The following is a 16,183-nucleotide window of genomic DNA, read 5'->3' on the forward strand; positions in this document are numbered from 1 at the left end:
GGCGCCAAGTCCATCGACGAGGTCAAGGCCAAACTGGCCGGCATGGGCATGGGCCTCAAGGACAGCCCGCCCGGATTCGACCCCACCACCGCGGCGGATGCCTTCGGTGCCGCCGATGACGCGGACGCGGGCTTCGTGGAGACCGAGCAGTACTGAACGGCTGTCGAGGGACCCGACCACGCGGACGGCTGCACGCCACGCCGTCCGCGTTCACCCCGCTCCGGGCACTGTCACCCGGCCCGGCGGGCGGTCGGGCGGATCAGCGCAGTCCGGCGAAGAGATCATCCTCGGGTGCACTCGCGCCCGTGGCGTCCTTGACGCGTACGAAGGTCTCCATGCCCATCAACTCGCCGAACTTCTCCTTGCCCATCTTGAGGAAGAAGATGTTCTCGCCCTGACTGGCGTGTGCGGCCAGGGCATCGAACTTCTGGCCGCTGTAGGCGGTGGTGTCCACCCACGTGGTGATCTCGTCGTCGGGCAGACCGATCTCGGCCATCGCGGCGGCCTCGGCCGGATCCGGCTCGGGCATGTCGGGGGCCAGCTCGCGCATGATCTCGCCGAACCGCTGCATGCCCGAGCGGGGCATCGTCGTCCAGTACACCTTCGGTGTCAGCGCGGTCATCTCCAGCGCCGCCATCGTGATGCGGTGGGCCTGGATGTGGTCGGGGTGGCCGTAGAAGCCGTTCTCGTCGTAGGTGACAACGACATCGGGCTGGTAGTGCCGCATGAGCTCCGCGAGTCGGGCGGCGCCTTCCTCCACGGGGGTCTGCCAGAACGATCCGGGGGCGTCGTTGCTCGGCCAGCCCACCATTCCGGAGTCCGCATAGTCCAGCATCTCGAGATCGCTGACCTTCAGGACCTCGCAGCTCGCCTCGAGTTCTTGGCGGCGCATCAAGGCGACGGCCGCGGGATCGTGGCCGGGATCGCCCGGCTTGACCCCTCCTGGTCCGTCACCGCAACCGCCGTCGGTACACGTGACGAGAACCGTGCGGATGCCTTCCGCCGCGTACCGCGCGAGGATCCCTCCCGTTCCGGTGGCCTCGTCGTCGGGGTGGGCGTGCACTGCCATGAGCGTCAAAGGCCGGCCAGTCATGAAACAAGTCCTCCAGCAGTTATTACGTCTTGGTGGGAGGGTGCGGCGGGCATACCGATCCCGATGCCCGGGTCCCGGCGGCGGCGACCGTGTGGTCTCCGTGTTCCCGCCCGTGCAGCACCGGCCCCTCGGCTGATGCAACAGCATCGGCAGGAGCCGCTGTTCCCGGGGAGCTGCTCGACCTGCCAGACCTCGGCACGCGCGCCGAACGAATGCGGCCTGATCCGGCCGATGGACCTGTTCCCGTGCCGGGAGCTCAGGCACACCAGTACGCTCCCCAGCCGGCATCAGACGAAGGAGCGCCAGTGATCCCCGCCACCGAGGCCTACATCGCCCGATACAAGGTCGAGACCGAGCAACGCACTCACTATGAGACGCGGCCCGTCGTGGCGTGGGACGACGCGGGGTTCGCCCTCGTCGCCGACACGACGAAAGGCCGCCTCGTGCGAGCCAACAAGTACAGCAACTTCGCAGGTCTCCAGCTGGAAGAGGAAGCACCCGTCATCGCCGCCCTGCCCGGCGGGGGCTGGACCGCCGTCTTCACCGGGGACGAAGGCAGCAGCAACACCGAACCCGTCCTCGCCTGGCACGTCTTTGCCGGCGGCTTCATGAAGCCCGTGGTCATGGAACGCGGAGGGGTACCCGAGGACCCCACCGAGCTCGGGGACTTCGTGCGGCTCGTCGCTCCGGGCGAAGAAGCTGACCATCAAAGGGATGTCCCGTGATGATCTTTGAGGGGCCATGTCAGCTCTGCGCGGATTACTCGCCGGGTCGTCTCTCCCCTCCCGCCACAACGCGGCCACCAACCTGCCGAAGCAGCGCGGGCTCAGCCCGATCGCTGCGACTTGGACACGATGGCGCCCTCGACTGCACGCTGCGTACTGCAATGCCGCTTATGCCGCGATGCCGGATTCGGGTTGGAGCGCTGGGCCGAGCAGCAGGCCACCGTCCAGGACGAATTCCGAGCCCGTGGCGAAGGATGCGTCCTGGGAGGTGATGAAGAGCAGCAGGCGGGTGATGTCAGAGGGTTCGGCGAGGCGGGGGATGGCGAAGGGATCGGGCGAGTAGAAGTCGGCGATCGGCGGCTGGCCTGTGACGGTGGGTTCGTTGATCAGCGGTGTGGAGACGACGCCGGGGTGGATGGAGTTGACCCGGATGTTGTCCCGCCCCAGCTCCAGCGCGGCCGTCTTGGTCAGCCCGCGCACGGCCCACTTGCTGGCGGTGTAGGGGGCGTAGAAGGCCGTGCCGACGTGGGCCATGGTCGAGGCGATGTTGACGATGGTTCCGCCACCGCCCCTGCGCATCGACGGAGCTACAGCCCTGATGCCGAGGAACTGACCGGTGACGTTGACGCTGAAGGTGTGCTCCCAGGTGCGGAGTTCGGTGTGCTCGATGGGGGCCGCCGGGTTCTGGACTCCCGCGTTGTTCACCAGGATGGCGATCGGCCCGAAGTGGTCTTCGACGTCTCGCACCAGTGCCGCCCAGTCGTCCTCGCTGGCGACATCCAGGTGAACGTACAGAGCCCGATGACCGAGCCGAGCAGCGAGATCACGGCCGGCGCCGTCGTCGCGGCCGGCGATGACGACGTTCGCCCCCTCGGCGTGGTAGCCCCGCACATGACTGCTGCCCATACCCCCGCTGCCGCCGGTGACGATGACGGTCTTGCCCTCAAAGCGGTCCATGATGCTTCCTTCCGGGCTCACATAATGGTGAGTCGAGTGACTCACCTCCTCTTTCAAGGTAGAGACAGCCCTAGAGGTGAGTCAAGTGACTCACCTCGTAGTGAGGGGCATACTGGTGGGCATGACGGCACAGCCTTCGGAATACCACCGGCGCGTGGCAGCGCAGAAGCGGACGTCCATCATCGAGGCAGCGACGAAGCTGTTCCTCGACTCCGGCTACGACGGCACGTCGCTGGCCCGCGTCGCGGAGGCGGCCGGAGTGTCGAGGGCGACTCTGTTCAAGCAGTTCACCACCAAGGCGGCCCTGTTCGAGGCGATCGTCACCGAATACTGGAAAGTCGACGACGAGGGGGCACCCCTCCCCGAACCAGGGAACCTCCGCGCAGGGCTTGAGACCATCGGACGCCGATACGTGGCCCTGCTCACCCAGCCCGGCATGGCCGCCCTCTTCCGGATCGTCATCGCCGAGGTACCGCGCTTCCCCGAACTCGGCGCGACCCAGTTCAAGCTCGGCAAGATGCCCTACTTCGAATCGGTCCGCCGCTACCTCGTAGCGGAGAACGCCGCCGGTACAGCCCGGCTCGACGATGCGGAGATGGCGGCGACCCAATTCCTCGGAATGATCTCCAACTACGTATTCTGGCCGCGGATGCTGCTCGCACACTGGGAGCCCGACGACACCGCCATCACCAACGCGGTCGACCAAGCGGTGCTGACCATGCTCGCCCGATACAGCGCGCCGGGGACCCACAGCGCCTGAGACGCCAGGCCCTACCGATCTGCGTAACCGCCTCACACCTGGTGACGCAAACGGCCACACCCAGGACCTCGGTCCCGTAGTGCGGCGTGCCTAACCGGAGGCCGCTGCCGCCTCGGCGACGTGCGGAGTGGTCGGCTTCGCGGCAGAAGGTGGTGTGCGGTAGGCGCGAAGGGGGGCGTTGGTCGCGGCGACGGCTGCGATGGCAAGGACGGCGGACAGTCCGCCGAAGACGAGCGAGAAGGACGCGGAGGTGGCCGAAGCCAGTAGGCCGCCTCGGAAGTTGCCGAGTTCGGGACCCGCGACGCCGATGACGTGTTCCACCGAGGAGACCCTTCCTCGGTACGTGTCCGGGGTTTCCAGCTGGATCAAGGCGCCGCGGGTGATGACGGACACGGTGTCGGCGGCACCGGCGACGGCCAGGCAGGCGAGCGCCAGCCACAAGGGGCCGGCCAAGCCGAAGCAGGCCAGCGCCAGGCCCCAGACGGAGGCCGCGGTCAGTTGGACCAGGCCGCTGCGGCGCCAGCGTGTGACTGTGCCGGAGAGCAGACCGGCCGTGATTCCCCCGACCGCGACGGCCGAGAGGAAGAGGCCGAGGGTCTGCGGGTTCCCGCCGAAGCGGAGCTCGTTGACGAGCGGGAAGAGCGCGATGGGCATGGCCAGGAGCGTTGCGGACAGATCGGTGGCCATCGCGCCCCACAGCGTCGGGCGGCGCAGGATCCGCCAACCGCCCCGCTCCGGTCGGCGCCTGGCGCCGACCGCATCGGCGCCTTCTGGCCGCATGGCAGGCAGGCGGATCAACGAGAGCCCCGCGACTGCGGTGGCCATGGCTTGGGCGGCGTATGCGGCGGGGAGTTCCCAGCGGGCGATGATCAGGCCGGCCAACGCGGGTCCGGCCAGCATCGCCGCCTGGAAGGAGACGTTCATCAGCGCGAGACCGGCCGCGACCTGATCTTTCGGCAACAGCCGGACGGGGAGGATGCGCCGGGCAGGAGCGCCGAGAGCGCTGCAGCTCGTTCCCACGGCCACCAGGGTGAGCAGCAGGAGAACGCTGCGGTTGTCCGCCATCGCCTGGGCCCATAGCCCTGCGGCGGCCAGCAGTTGGCCCGCGGTCGTGGCCCGCACCACCGCACGGCGGTCGAACGTGTCGGCCAACCAGCCGCCGAGCAGCCCGAACACCACCATGGGCAGGCCGGTGGCAAGCCCGATGACGCCGGTGCCGACCGGGCTGCCGGTCAGGTCCCAGACCTGGGCCAGCACTGCCACGGTGGCTATCTGTCCGCCGAGTTGAGAGGCGGTGGAGCCGATCCAGAGGTCGCGAAAGGGTCGACTGCGCCGCAAGGGGCGGGTGTCGAGGAACCGGACCCGGACCCGCCCGCTCATCGCGGCGGCTCGACGAGGTGGTGCAGGATCCGCTGCCGCATCGGCTTGCGTTCCAGTGCCCGCCGCACCTCCTCGACGACGGCGGTCATGGCGTACGGGATCTCGGTGTCCAGTTCGGCGACCGTGGCATGGGTGGCGCGCCACTCGGCCTCCAGGAACGGCACCAACGATCGGCCGCGTTCGGACAGGTCGATACGCCGGGTCCGGGCGTCGGGCCCCGGCTCGGAGGTGACGAGCCCCTCCTTGCGCATGGCGGTGACGGTCTGGCTGATCGCGGAGTGCGTGCGGCCCAGGGACTTCGCCAGCTCGCGAATGGTCAGCGGTCCGGTGTGGGCGAGCCGGATCAGCGGATAGGCGAACCGAGGACGTACGCCCTCGATTCCACGCTGGACGTAGACCTGCTCGATCTCGGCGTCCATGGCGGCCAGCAGTTCGTGCAGAGAGTGCCAGGGGTCGGGGAGCGCTGTGGGATCTGAAGATGTCACAGCGCTAATATAACAGTGCTCACATAAATTCGGCCGGGCAAATTGCGGAGTGCACCGTCGGAGGGAGGGTGCGACAGCAGCGGAACCCCATGGTTCGTTTTTCTGTGATTCCTCGGGCACTCGACAGCGGTCTCGGGCGGTCCTAGCCTCCTGGGCTAGCTGCCGGTTTCCGGCCGGGGGCCTGTGGGAGGGGGCGGCATGGGGGCTTTCGACGGTGCGCTGACCGCGAGCCGGTTCGCGCTCACCATCGACGGCGTGGAAGTCGCGTCGTTCGGGCAGTTGAGCGAGCTGAGTTCGGCCGAGGCCGTTCTCGACGCCACGGGAAGGCCGGTGGCCGCCTCCCCGCGCCCACGGGTGGTGCTGCTGCGCGGGTGGAGCGCGTCGCTCGAGTTGTGGTCGTGGCACCAGGCGGCGGTCAGTGGCAGCCCTGCCGGACGTAAAGGCTGCACGCTCACGGCGTACGGGGCGGACGGCAAGGCCGTGGCGAAGTACTGGCTGGAGAAGGCGTGGCCGGTACGGCTGAGCATGAGCGCCGCTCCCGGCACCAGCACACAGCAGTTGGCGGAAACACTCACCCTCAGCTGCGATGTGATGCAACGCCTCGCACCCTGAGGTTCGCGCTGGACACGGACGGGGCCGCACCGAGGGGCGGGGGGGGAACGGTGGACTGGTGGCTGACCGACAGCGAGGGGATCGTGGCCTCCTGGCTGCTGATCTTCGCTGGGTGCAACGCGCTGCGCGGCGTCTACTGCTGGTACCGCGACAGGGCTGCGCGCCGGACCGTGCAGGGTCTCCTCGCCGGCCAACTCCACCCCGTGCAGGCCTCGTTCCTGCTCGCCGGCATGGCCGAAGCCGCGGAGACCGCGGTCTGCATGCTCCTCGACGACGGTGTGCTGAAGACGTCCTACAGCGGCGAGTTACGGCCCACCCACCGCGGCAGGAAGCAGACGGACCCCGCCCTGCGCGCCCTGGCCGAGGAGATCCACAAGACGCCGGCCACCACCACGACCAAGCTGTACGAGATCGTGGACCAGGACCGCTTCGCCCGGTTCCGGAAACTCGTCGAGGTCAGGTCGCCCAAAGTGCGTATGACGGCATCGGGCAGAAGCCAGACCTTGATGCTGGCCACCACGATGGTGACCGCCATCGGCATGGGTGTCAGCGCCGCCGCGGCCGAAGCGCCCGTGCCGTTCTATCCCGAGGCCGACAGAACAGTCTGGCTCTACGTGTGCATGGGGGCCTGGGCTGTTCAGTGGGGGCCGGCCTGCCTGTGGCCGTCGGAGAAGCGGCGCCGTTGGAAGGCCCTCGATGCGTTCTGCAAGGACAAGGCGGATAGGGCGCGTGCGGCACTGCCCGACGACACGCGTCAGGCGATAGCCCGGGCCAAGGAGCGGCCGAAGCCACCGCCTCCTCAACCACGGGGCAGCGTCCGCAGTGGGAGCCAGGGCGGCTCTTGGGCCGATAGCGTCGAGGTGGATTCGTGCAGCAGTTGCGGCGGGTGCGGCGGCGACTGAAGGGCTTGCCCCCTCCCCCGGGGAGAGCTCTCGCGCCACGGCGCACCGTCTCCGGCAGGGGCGCCCACGGCTGCAGACCCCGGGCTGTCAGCCCAGACCCGGCGGAAGCGGCAACGGCAGGCTCGCGCCCGTCAGTTCCGACAGTTCCTGCAGTGCGTCGAGCAGATCGGGCAGCCGATCGGGGCCGGCCGTCTCCCAGCCGGACACCTGCCGGCGGACTCGTTCGACAAGCTCGGGGGCGATCTCGGCGGCTGTGGGGCCGACTTGGTTCAGGATGCTCAGGGCGTGGTCGAGGTCGCCCGCGATCATTCGGTCACGCGTGACCGTCGTGTCCAGGGGCATGGCCAGAATCGCCCCGGAGGCCAGGTGATGCAGGGCGAGGTAGATACTCCACGCGGCACTGCGCTGATCTTCTTCCATTGCCGGGCACGCTACCGCCCTGCGTGCTGCCGAGGACAGGGATCCGGCCGCAGGGCACTGCTTGGATACGGCGTGCCGGTTCCGCGGGCGGGAGGGCGACGAGCAGCATGGACAGCTCTGCGGCCGAAAACGATCACCGGTGCCGGTCAACGGCCCCGGTGACTGCCTGTTTGGGGGGCGACGGCACAATGTCGCTGTGGATCCGACCAACCAGATCATTGTCGCCTTGGATTGCGACAGCCGTGCAGCCGCAGATGCCCTTGTTGAGCAACTGGGTGACGAGTGCCGCGTCTACAAGGTCGGCTTGGAGCTGCTCACCGCAGCGGGGCCAGACGTCATCAAGGGTCTTGTTGCCCAGGGCAAGGAGGTCTTCCTGGACCTCAAGCTCTTCGAGATCCCGAATTCGGTGGCTGGCGCGGTTCGCGCCGCGGGTGAGCTGGGCGTGTCCATGGTCACCGTGCACGGCATGGGCGGCAGCGGCATCATGTCCGCGGCGGTCGAGGCTGCCCGCGACTTCCCCGGAATGCGCATCCTGGCTTTGACTGTGGTCACCAGCATGACCGATGCGGATCTTGCCGACATCGGTGTCGCCGATGCGGTGGACGAACAGGTGCTCCGGCTGGCCCGGTTGGCGCAGAAGGCCGGCTGCCACGGTGTGATCGCCTCACCGCAGGACGTCGCGGTCTTGCGTGGCTCTCTCGGCCCCGATGCCTTGATCATCACTCCGGGAGCCACACTGCCCGGAGAATCGCCGGCAGAGCACGCGCGTCCCGGGACACCGCGTGCGGCGATCACTGCTGGGGCCTCGCATGTGGTCATCGGCCGGGCAGTTACTCGTGCTGCGGACCCAGCGGGCGCATTCCGTGTCGTCCGGGCCAGTCTGGCTCCGTAGCGGACGTGCCTGCACCAAGGACTGTCTCCCCCGGATCATGATCCGGGTGCGCCATCACGAACTTACCGACCGTGAGTGGGACTTGCGGGCTCCCGCGATACGGCATGCCACAACCGGTCGCCCTCAGCGCTCCTCATCGCAGGCCTCAAGGCAACCACCTGCTCACGACATCACGCAGACCCTAGTCGGGGACTCCTGGCATGCCCCATTGGGCGGCTCTGTCGCTGACCTGGGCTTGCGGGCAGGCGAGGCGCCATGGGGTGAGGTCCGGGGAACGGCCCGGGCGCCCGAAGCGTAGTTGCCGACCGTGCAGCCTCAGGCGGAGCCGTGCCAGGTCGTGGACGTTGTCGTGGATGACGACGACGCGGGCTATCTGGTGGGGGTCGTGTTCGGTGATCTGTCCGCCGACGCGGCGAAGGCGGAGTCTGTCAGGACCCTTGCTTCCGCCCAGGACGATGCGCACCTCGATCAGACGCCGCCGGTCCCACGCCCAGTACACGGTCTCCCCCAGTAGGTAGAGGGCACCGGCATAGAGGACCCATGTGGCGTCCGAGTCCGTCGACAGCAGCAGACCGAGGAAACCGAGGCAGCCGGCGGTGACCCCGATGCGCCAAAGCCGCGGAACCATCTGCATGCTCTTGTCGTCCGCGTCCCAGAGCAGGCCACCACTCTCAGTCATGCCCCCATCTTGGGCTCTGACCGTCATCGTGGAAAGCCCGGAGTGTGCCTCCAACGTCAGCTCGTCCCAAGGGACTTCGCATCAGACCGTGCTGCGCATCGGTACGGCTCGCGGGCTGCGCGGCGATCCGTGCCAGTCGGCGCTCCTCGCGTGGCAGCCGATCGATCACAACGTCACACCGGCGGCCCTAGTACTCCTCGTCGTCGTCCTCGAAGCTCCAGCGCAGAGCGAACTGGGCGTCGGGCGCGATCGCGTGCAGTGTGTCCCGCCAGGACTGCTCGAGCATGTCGGACCAGCCGCCGAAGCGCGTGACGATGATGGGGAACTCGGTCCATGCGAAGACGCAGCCTGGATCCGGCTTCTCGTCCACCGACACGTCCCTGTCCAGGTCGTGCTCGATGAGGAACTCGTTCAACGCCTGGGTGACTTGGGCGGTCTGCTCCCCGGGCTGCAGTCCGGAAACATTGAGCGTGAGGCCAACGGATATCGACATGCGGCTACGGTACGTTGCCCGTATTCACGTCTCGACCGGCGCCCCCATCATCATGGTCAGCGCGTGCCTCGCACGTGCCCGGCTCAGTGCATGTGCCACGGGAACGCGGGCACTGCGGGTTCCTGCGCTCGTCGGCCCGTCACGTATCCGCCGATGCCGAGCCCGATCCCGACCAGCAGGGCCACGAGCCCGCCGATGCCCGCCGCGACCAGCCCGGCGGGCAGGGCGAGACCGTCGGTCACCCGCCCGCGCACGGTACTGACGGCTACGCTGCCGGACTCCTCGTCGAGGAACTCACGCGAGTCCCGCGCGTTGCCCCGGTCGTCACCGAGCAGGAACAGCCGGCCTTCCGGCACCGTGGCCTCGAAGGGCGGGCCCATGCACGGCTCGCCCCGGTAGACGTACGGCTCGTCGACGGGCGTGCCGTTCAGGGCCAGTTGCCCGCCCTCGCGGCAGCTCACGTGATCGCCGCCGACGCCGACCACCCGCTGCAGCGTCGGCCCTCCGTATCCGCGCCCGGGAACATCGATCAGCAGGACATCGCCTCTGCGGATGTCGTCCGGGTCGACCTCCTCGACGACGAGGGTGTCGCCCTGCCGGTACGTCGGGTTCATGGCATCGCTGTTGACGGTCACGCCTTGGAACTGCATGCGCGCGTACGCGAGTCCCGCGATCAGCACCAGTCCGACCGGCACCAGAACCCAGGCCGCCACGCGCAGTCCTCGACCTGCCCTGTGCCCGCGTATGACCGCCCCTTGCTGCATCACTCGTTTCCTTCCTGCGCCGCCCGGCGTCCGGATGGACGGGGCGGCGCAGGATAAGAGATCGAGAGGGGTCGGCGCACGGGCGCGGACATCTCCGGCGAATCACCGGAGATGTCCGGGCGCACGGCTCGATGGTGCTACGCCCCGTACCTCGCTCCGGAGTTACCCGGCGTACGTCTCGTACTCGGCGATCCGGGGTGTGGCGCTGGAGCCGGTGATCTCGAAGGTGATTTTGCTGAGGGTGGTCTTGGGGACGGTGATGACGCCCGCTCCGGTACCGGTGGCCAGTACGGCGCCGGTGTCCGCGTTGAGGACCCGCCAGGAGCCGATGCGTCCGGTCGCTCCGGTCGCCTCGCGGATGTTGAGCTTGGCGACCGCGGTGGGCGAGCCCCACTTGATCGAGATGGATCCGGTGGCGCCTGCCGGCGACCAGTAGGTGCTCATGTTGCCGTCACGTACGTTGCCGTAGCTGGTTCCGTCGGCCTTGCTGGTCCCGTCGGCGCCGGCGCCGATGCTGAGGTTGGTGCCGCTCGGCGGGGTCGTCGGGTCCGGGCTCGGCGGCGGGGTCGTCGGGTCCGGGCTGGTCGGCGGGGTCGTCGGATCCGGGGACGGGGTGGTCGGCGTGCAGCTGCCGTCCGAGACCTGCAGGCCCTTGCCGGCGCCCGCGGTGCGGCTGACGACGTCCGGCACGCAGCTCGCGTTGTCGAGGGTGTAGGCGTACGGGATGCCGATGCTGGTGTTGGACTGCGGGTTGGGGCCGGCCGGCTTGTAGTCCGAACTCGCGGGCGACCACGTCACGTTGTCGAAGATGTTCCCGCTGACCTGCCAGTAGCCGGTCGTGGTGGTGTAGAAGGTGCCGAGGACGTCCTTGGAGTCCTCGAAGTAGTTGTTGTCCACCTTGGCCTTGCCACCGGCCCGGGAGTTGATGCCCGAGTCGTTCACGCCCGCGTAGTGGTTGTTGTAGATGTGCGCGGTGCCGCCGCGGAGCAGCGGGACGCGCGAGTCGAGGTTCTCGTACCGGTTGTGGTGGTACGTGATGTAGCTGTTGGAGACCTCGGTCTCGCTGGAACCGATGAGGCCGCCACGGCCCGAGTTGCGCAGGATGCTGTACGACAGGGTCACGTACTGGGTGTTGTCCTTCATGTCGAACAGACCGTCGTAGCCCTCGGATTCGCCGCCGGAGGCCTCCAGGGTCACGTGGTCGACCCAGACGTTGCGTACGTCGCTCTCCATGCCGATGGCGTCGCCGCCGTTGGAGGTGGGCGAGCCGGACTTCTTGACGTTCTTGACCGTCACGTTCTGGATGATGATGTTGCTGGACTCACGGATGTGAATGCCCAGTTGGTCGAAGACGGCGCCGCTGCCGACCCCGACGAGCGTCACGTTGCTGATCTGCTTGAGCTCGATGACGCCGTCGGCCGTGTTGCAGCTCGTGCCGGACACCTTGGCGGTGTTGGCATGGTTGATGGTTCCCTCGACCTGGATCGTGATCGGCGTACTGCTGCTCGCCCGACCGCACAGCGCCGCGTGGATCTGAGTGCCGGTGGTCGCCCGTACGGTCTGACCGCCGGCGCCGCCGGTGGTCCCGCCGTTCTGGGTGGCGAATCCGGTGACCCCGCCGGTGGCCGCGGCGGACGCCTGCGGCATCACCACCAGCGCACCGGCGGCGACGGCCGCGACCGCCGTCGTCGCCCATACCGCTCTGATGCCCCGCGTTCTTGCTCGTGCCATGTCTCTCCCCAATTCGCCGTCGAATGCCGGATGTTGCGGGTCCTGGCTGCGAGGGTCGCTGTTCGGGCACGTGAACACGCAGGAACGCGCCGACTGGCCGACCATGCCCCGCAGCAGCAGGGGAAAGCGCTTACCGCCGAGGAAGCTAGGGGCCTGTCACGGACGCGTCAAGTGCCGTGACATAAACGCCACTCACATCCTTGAACGCCAACTGGCAAGGCCCACAGCGAAATCGCGCCACGCAGCAGGGCTCCGTGCCGCCGCGCGGCTCGCCGCCCCGACCCTCTGGGCACTCGCGCATGACGCGCTTCACGCAGCGGGCGCCGCGAACCCGCCGACCGCCCTCTTGCGCACCGTTCGCACCAGTTTCTCCAGCCGTACTGCCGCCTCGAGCCCCGCGTCGAACGTACGGCGCACCGCGGGCAGCCGTTCGAGCCGCGGGGACAGCACAGCCAGGCCGATGGCTGCCGCGACGCCGGCCCAGGCGACCGGTCCCAGCGGGGTGCAGCCGAAGAAGTGGCTGATACCAGGGGTCTGCACGAGGGCGGCGAGCAGCGCCGCCGAACCGAGGGCCGTGGCCCAGACCAGGGGGCTGTGCCGGCGCCCGGACAGCGTCTGTACGAGCTGGGCGCCGACCACTCCGCACAGCGCCATCGTGCTCGAGCGCCGGACCGTGCCGGGCGTCAGACGTCCGATCAGGTACGCGGTCGCCGCACCCAGACATGTGGTCACCCCACGCCGCCGGATCTGCCGCAGGAGCGGCGCGCCCAGGATGTGCGTGCCCATCGGGCGGGCCGCCTGCTGCGCACTGGTCTCGTCGTCGCTGGGCGTGACGGCCACGGCCATCGCCGGGAACATGTCGGTGAGCAGGTTGACCAGGAGCAACTGCCGGGTGGAGAGCGGGGATTGCCCCGAGAGGAGGGTGCCGAGCACACTGAAGCCGACCTCGCCCGCGTTGCCCCCGATGAGGATGCTGATCGCGTCGGCCACACTGCGCCACAGCGCCCGGGCCTCGCCGACCGCGTCGACCAGGACGGACAGATCGGCGTCGGTCAGCACGATGTCGGCGGCGCTCCGGGCAGCCGCCGAGCCCCGCGCCATGATGGCGATGCCCACGTCCGCGGCCCGGATCGCGGCGGCGTCGTTCGCGCCGTCGCCGGTCATCGCCACCACCCGGCCCGCTTCCTGCAGCGCCTCGATCACCCGCAGCTTCTGCTCGGGCGCGACCCGGGCGATGACTTCGGCCCGGTGCAGCGCCGCGGTACGGCTGCTGCGGTCCATGGCAAGCAGGTCGTCCCCCGTGATCACCTCGGTCTCCTCGGACCAGCCCAACTGGACGGCGACCGCATGGGCCGTCTGCGGGTGGTCGCCGGTCAGCATCACCGGCAGTACGCCCGCGTCGCGCAGCCCCGACAGCAGGGCGGCGGAGGTGGGGCGCGGCAGGTCGGCCAGGGCGAGCAGACCTGCGAACTCCAGGTCCTGGAGCGGGTCTTCGAGGTTCCGCGCCGGTCCTGTGGCCACCGCGAGCACCCGCAGACCTTCACCGGCGAGGCGCTGGGCGGTCCCGGACGCGTGGGAGGGCAGATCGCGGCAGGCCTGTAGGACGACTTCGGGGGCACCCTTCACGACCAGGACGCCCTCCCCGCCCTCCCTACCCTTTCTGCCCTTCCCGCCCTTCCCGCCCGCGCCGGTCTCGCTGCCCCGGCCGCCCTCGCTCTCAAGCCCCGTCTCGTCCGCACCGCCGATGCCGCCCATGCCACCGATGCCGCCGGTCCCGCCAGTCCCGGCATCGCGCCCGAGCGCAGCCGCGTAACCACGGCTCGCCTCGAACGGCCGCTCGTCCAGCGCCAGCCACGCGGCGTCCCCGGGCGCCGCGGCCAGCACCGCCTCGTCGGTGGCGTGCCGCGGCCGCCGCCCGTCGGCGGTGTCCTGCTGAGGGCAGGCGCGCGCCGCCCACCGCAGCAGATGCGCGGCGCGTTTGTCGTCTGCGCCGCACACCGCACCGTCCGCGGTGGCGATCCGGGCCACGTGCAGCCGGTTCTCCGTGAGCGTCCCTGTCTTGTCGAAGCACACCGTGTCGACCCGCCCGAGCGCCTCCAGCGTGCGAGGCGTGCGTACGAGAACACCCCGGCGCGACAACCGGCGGGCCGCTGCCATCTGCGCCACCGTCGCCACCAGCGGCAGGCCCTCCGGCACGGCGGCGACCGCCACCGCGACGCCTCCGCTCACCGCCCGCCTCAGCCCCGAGCCGCGCAGCATGGCCAGACCGCTCACCGCCGCGCCCCCGAACAGCGTCAACGGCAGTGCCTTACGGGTCAGTTCCTGCAACCGCGCCTGCACACCGGCCGCCGGCGGAGTGCGAGCCGCCAGCGCCGAGGCGCGCCCGGCCTCGGTCCGGTCCCCGGTGCCCACCACCACGGCCGTGGCTTCGCCGGCCACCACCGTCGTCCCCTCGAACACCATGCAGTGGCGCTCGGCGACCGGCGCCTGCGGAGTCGGGCTCGTCTCCTTGCCGACCGGCAGCGACTCACCGGTCAGGGACGACTCGTCGACCTCGAGGCCGTCCGCTGCCACGATCCGCCCGTCCGCGGGCACGACATCACCCGCGACGAGCGCGATCCGGTCACCCGGCTCCAGACGGGAGGCGTCCACGGTGGTGGGCTTCGCCGCGCCGTTCCCGTCCGCCGCGCGCTCGCGCTCCCGCATCGGATCAGGGTGGTCCGCGACCCTGCGGGCCTTGGGTTTCTGGCCTGCTGCGAGACCGGCGAGTGCCTGTTCGGCGCGCAGCCGCTGGACTCCACCGGCCAGTGCGTTGAGGTCCATGGCTCCGACGACGAGCAGCGCGTCCACCACGGAGCCGAGCAGCGCGGACGCGGCGGCGCCGGTGGCGAGAACCGGCGTCAGCGGATCGTCCAGCTCCTTGCGTACGGCACCGGCCAGCCGCGCCGTCCAGCGCACCGGCGCGAGGGGCGTGGAGCCGGCGACGGAGCCGGCGAGTTCGCCGGCCGTCCGGCGCCACCGTTCGAGCGCCGCGGGCTGCGCCCCCTCGGCCGCGCGGGCCAGCCGCGACTCGACCTCGTCGGCCGGCAGTTCATGCCACGGCACCCTCGAGCGCGGCCGCGGCGGACGCTCGCGCGCCACCCGGGTGGCGGCGCGCCAACCCGTGAACAGGGCGACCGCCGCAGCGGAGTTGACCGGAGCGTGCCGCGTGCCGGACAGCGCTGGCCAGGTGTGCGGCCGCGTGCCGCCCGCGACCATCAGGCCGGACAGTGCCGCACCGGCCCGGGCGAGAGTCAGCGACCGTCCGCCCACCTTCCGTGCCATGGGGATCGCGGTCAACAGCCGCCATACGTCGGTCAGTCCGCCCCGGGTGAGCACATCCGCGTCCCACACCACGGCCGAGTCCGGATCGGTGACGGCGACGGCGACGTCCCCCGCGAGCAGGCCGTCATGCAGCTGTGCGGCCCCGGCACCGTCGGCAGGCACCCGGGCCACGGTCACGACCACCCGCCCCTCGTCCCGCAGACCGGCCACCACCTGACCCAACGGCCGCTTCTGGGGGGCCACTTCGTCGGCTACGGAGGTGAACTCACCGAGCGCCGGGTCACTGGTCAGCACCACATACAGCCCTGCCCGGCGGGCCGCGTCGAGCACGGCCTCGGCCAGCGGGTCGACCTCGGCCCCTGCGTCCCTTCCGCGCAGGGCTCCCGCGTGCAGGACCAGTGTGTCGGCGAGTTCAAGCCGCCGCAGCCGGCGGCCGTCGCGCACCAGGACACCGTCCCGGGCCAGGCGTACACCCAGAACTGCGGCGAAGGCGGCCGGACCGTACCGCGCCGCCTTGGGCGATCCGGCAAGCACCGCTTCGGCCGCCTCGCGCAGATCGTGCTTGGCGAGGAGCGCCGCCGCGGCCCCCGCGCCGCTTCCGGCGCCCGCCGAAGCCGCGTACTCCTGCGCAGGTGTCACCCGCAGGGGCGGCCGCTCGTGCCCCGCACCGCCGATGCTTCGCCGCTCCGGAGCGCACATCTCGTCGTGCGCTGCCTCGAACAGTGCGGCCCGCGCCGCCGCCTCCGCCAACTGGCCCGCCCGCAAAGCCCCGTCGAGCAGCAGCGCGACCGGGGACTGGCCGGCTCCGTGCACGGCGGCGTTCGCCGCGGCGAGCACCAGATCGCGACCGGTCCTGCCGAGCCGCCCACGCAGCGCGGCGCGCGCCCGCGGGCTCTCCCGTAGCAGCGTCACCCCGGCCGTCACCAGACGTGACGACGCCGGCAGCCGCAGGGCGCGGCCCGCCAT

At 70.1% G+C, this 16,183-nt stretch carries 15 protein-coding genes and 1 pseudogene; 6 read left to right on the forward strand and 10 right to left on the reverse strand.

All coding sequences use genetic code 11. The features are described 5' to 3' along the window. A pseudogene (locus tag ABT367_RS35805) lies at nucleotides 1-156 on the forward strand (DNA-directed RNA polymerase subunit alpha); the annotation flags it as partial. Between the two features lie 103 nt (nucleotides 157-259). On the opposite strand, the gene ABT367_RS35810 reads toward ABT367_RS35805, so the two are convergent. Next, on the reverse strand, nucleotides 260-1,093 hold the full coding sequence (locus ABT367_RS35810; protein WP_352257460.1) for a PIG-L family deacetylase: 834 nt from the start codon (nucleotides 1,091-1,093) through the stop codon (nucleotides 260-262). Between the two features lie 305 nt (nucleotides 1,094-1,398). On the opposite strand from ABT367_RS35810, the gene ABT367_RS35815 reads away from it, so the two are divergent. Next, nucleotides 1,399-1,818 (forward strand): hypothetical protein, encoded by a 420-nt coding sequence (locus tag ABT367_RS35815; protein ID WP_352257461.1) that lies wholly within the window; start codon nucleotides 1,399-1,401, stop codon nucleotides 1,816-1,818. A 168-nt stretch (nucleotides 1,819-1,986) separates the two neighbouring features. Here the strand turns inward: ABT367_RS35815 and ABT367_RS35820 are convergent, their stop codons facing one another. Continuing rightward, on the reverse strand, nucleotides 1,987-2,775 hold the full coding sequence (locus tag ABT367_RS35820) for an SDR family NAD(P)-dependent oxidoreductase (RefSeq protein WP_352257462.1): 789 nt from the start codon (nucleotides 2,773-2,775) through the stop codon (nucleotides 1,987-1,989). A 121-nt stretch (nucleotides 2,776-2,896) separates the two neighbouring features. Here ABT367_RS35820 and ABT367_RS35825 point away from each other — a divergent pair, with 121 nt between their 5' ends. Then, complete coding sequence (locus tag ABT367_RS35825; RefSeq protein ID WP_352257463.1) at nucleotides 2,897-3,535, forward strand: TetR/AcrR family transcriptional regulator; 639 nt, start codon at nucleotides 2,897-2,899, stop codon at nucleotides 3,533-3,535. A gap of 90 nt (nucleotides 3,536-3,625) precedes the next feature. Here the strand turns inward: ABT367_RS35825 and ABT367_RS35830 are convergent, their stop codons facing one another. Next, nucleotides 3,626-4,915, reverse strand: coding sequence for an MFS transporter (locus ABT367_RS35830; protein ID WP_352257464.1), 1,290 nt, complete (start codon nucleotides 4,913-4,915; stop codon nucleotides 3,626-3,628). Next, nucleotides 4,912-5,400 carry a MarR family winged helix-turn-helix transcriptional regulator gene (locus tag ABT367_RS35835; protein ID WP_352257465.1) on the reverse strand — a complete coding sequence of 163 codons (489 nt, stop codon included), beginning with the start codon at nucleotides 5,398-5,400 and terminating at the stop codon, nucleotides 4,912-4,914. The genes ABT367_RS35830 and ABT367_RS35835 overlap by 4 nt, the downstream gene beginning before the upstream one ends. Before the next feature lie 198 nt (nucleotides 5,401-5,598). Here ABT367_RS35835 and ABT367_RS35840 point away from each other — a divergent pair, with 198 nt between their 5' ends. Together ABT367_RS35840 and ABT367_RS35845 are read left to right on the forward strand one after the other, a co-directional pair. Beyond that, a complete protein-coding gene (locus tag ABT367_RS35840) occupies nucleotides 5,599-6,012 on the forward strand; it encodes a phage tail protein (RefSeq protein ID WP_352257466.1) in 414 nt (137 codons plus the stop codon). 50 nt (nucleotides 6,013-6,062) lie between these two features. Next, entirely contained in the window at nucleotides 6,063-6,914 is an 852-nt protein-coding gene (locus ABT367_RS35845; RefSeq protein WP_352257467.1) for a hypothetical protein, read from the forward strand. An 87-nt stretch (nucleotides 6,915-7,001) separates the two neighbouring features. Here ABT367_RS35845 and ABT367_RS35850 read toward each other — a convergent pair whose 3' ends face one another. Beyond that, nucleotides 7,002-7,334: a hypothetical protein gene (locus tag ABT367_RS35850; protein ID WP_352257468.1), complete on the reverse strand. Its 333-nt coding sequence runs from the start codon at nucleotides 7,332-7,334 to the stop codon at nucleotides 7,002-7,004. 196 nt (nucleotides 7,335-7,530) lie between these two features. On the opposite strand from ABT367_RS35850, the gene pyrF reads away from it, so the two are divergent. Next, nucleotides 7,531-8,226 carry an orotidine-5'-phosphate decarboxylase gene (pyrF, locus tag ABT367_RS35855; protein ID WP_352257469.1) on the forward strand — a complete coding sequence of 232 codons (696 nt, stop codon included), beginning with the start codon at nucleotides 7,531-7,533 and terminating at the stop codon, nucleotides 8,224-8,226. A 181-nt stretch (nucleotides 8,227-8,407) separates the two neighbouring features. Here pyrF and ABT367_RS35860 read toward each other — a convergent pair whose 3' ends face one another. The 5 genes from ABT367_RS35860 to ABT367_RS35880 all read right to left on the reverse strand — a co-directional run. Beyond that, nucleotides 8,408-8,905 (reverse strand): hypothetical protein, encoded by a 498-nt coding sequence (locus ABT367_RS35860; RefSeq protein ID WP_352257470.1) that lies wholly within the window; start codon nucleotides 8,903-8,905, stop codon nucleotides 8,408-8,410. 187 nt (nucleotides 8,906-9,092) lie between these two features. Beyond that, entirely contained in the window at nucleotides 9,093-9,398 is a 306-nt protein-coding gene (locus ABT367_RS35865; protein ID WP_352257471.1) for a hypothetical protein, read from the reverse strand. Nucleotides 9,399-9,481: 83 nt separating this feature from the next. Then, nucleotides 9,482-10,111 carry a signal peptidase I gene (gene lepB / locus ABT367_RS35870; protein WP_352257472.1) on the reverse strand — a complete coding sequence of 210 codons (630 nt, stop codon included), beginning with the start codon at nucleotides 10,109-10,111 and terminating at the stop codon, nucleotides 9,482-9,484. 213 nt (nucleotides 10,112-10,324) lie between these two features. Beyond that, the gene (locus ABT367_RS35875) at nucleotides 10,325-11,893 is read right to left on the reverse strand and encodes a pectate lyase family protein (RefSeq protein ID WP_352257473.1); all 1,569 of its coding nucleotides are present in this window, start codon (nucleotides 11,891-11,893) and stop codon (nucleotides 10,325-10,327) included. Nucleotides 11,894-12,202: 309 nt separating this feature from the next. Then, on the reverse strand, nucleotides 12,203-16,183 hold a 3,981-nt coding region (locus ABT367_RS35880; protein ID WP_352257474.1), incomplete at its 5' end, for a cation-translocating P-type ATPase.

This window comes from Streptomyces mesophilus, assembly GCF_040300965.1.
In the GTDB taxonomy this organism is placed as follows: Bacteria; Actinomycetota; Actinomycetes; order Streptomycetales; family Streptomycetaceae; genus Streptomyces; species Streptomyces mesophilus_A.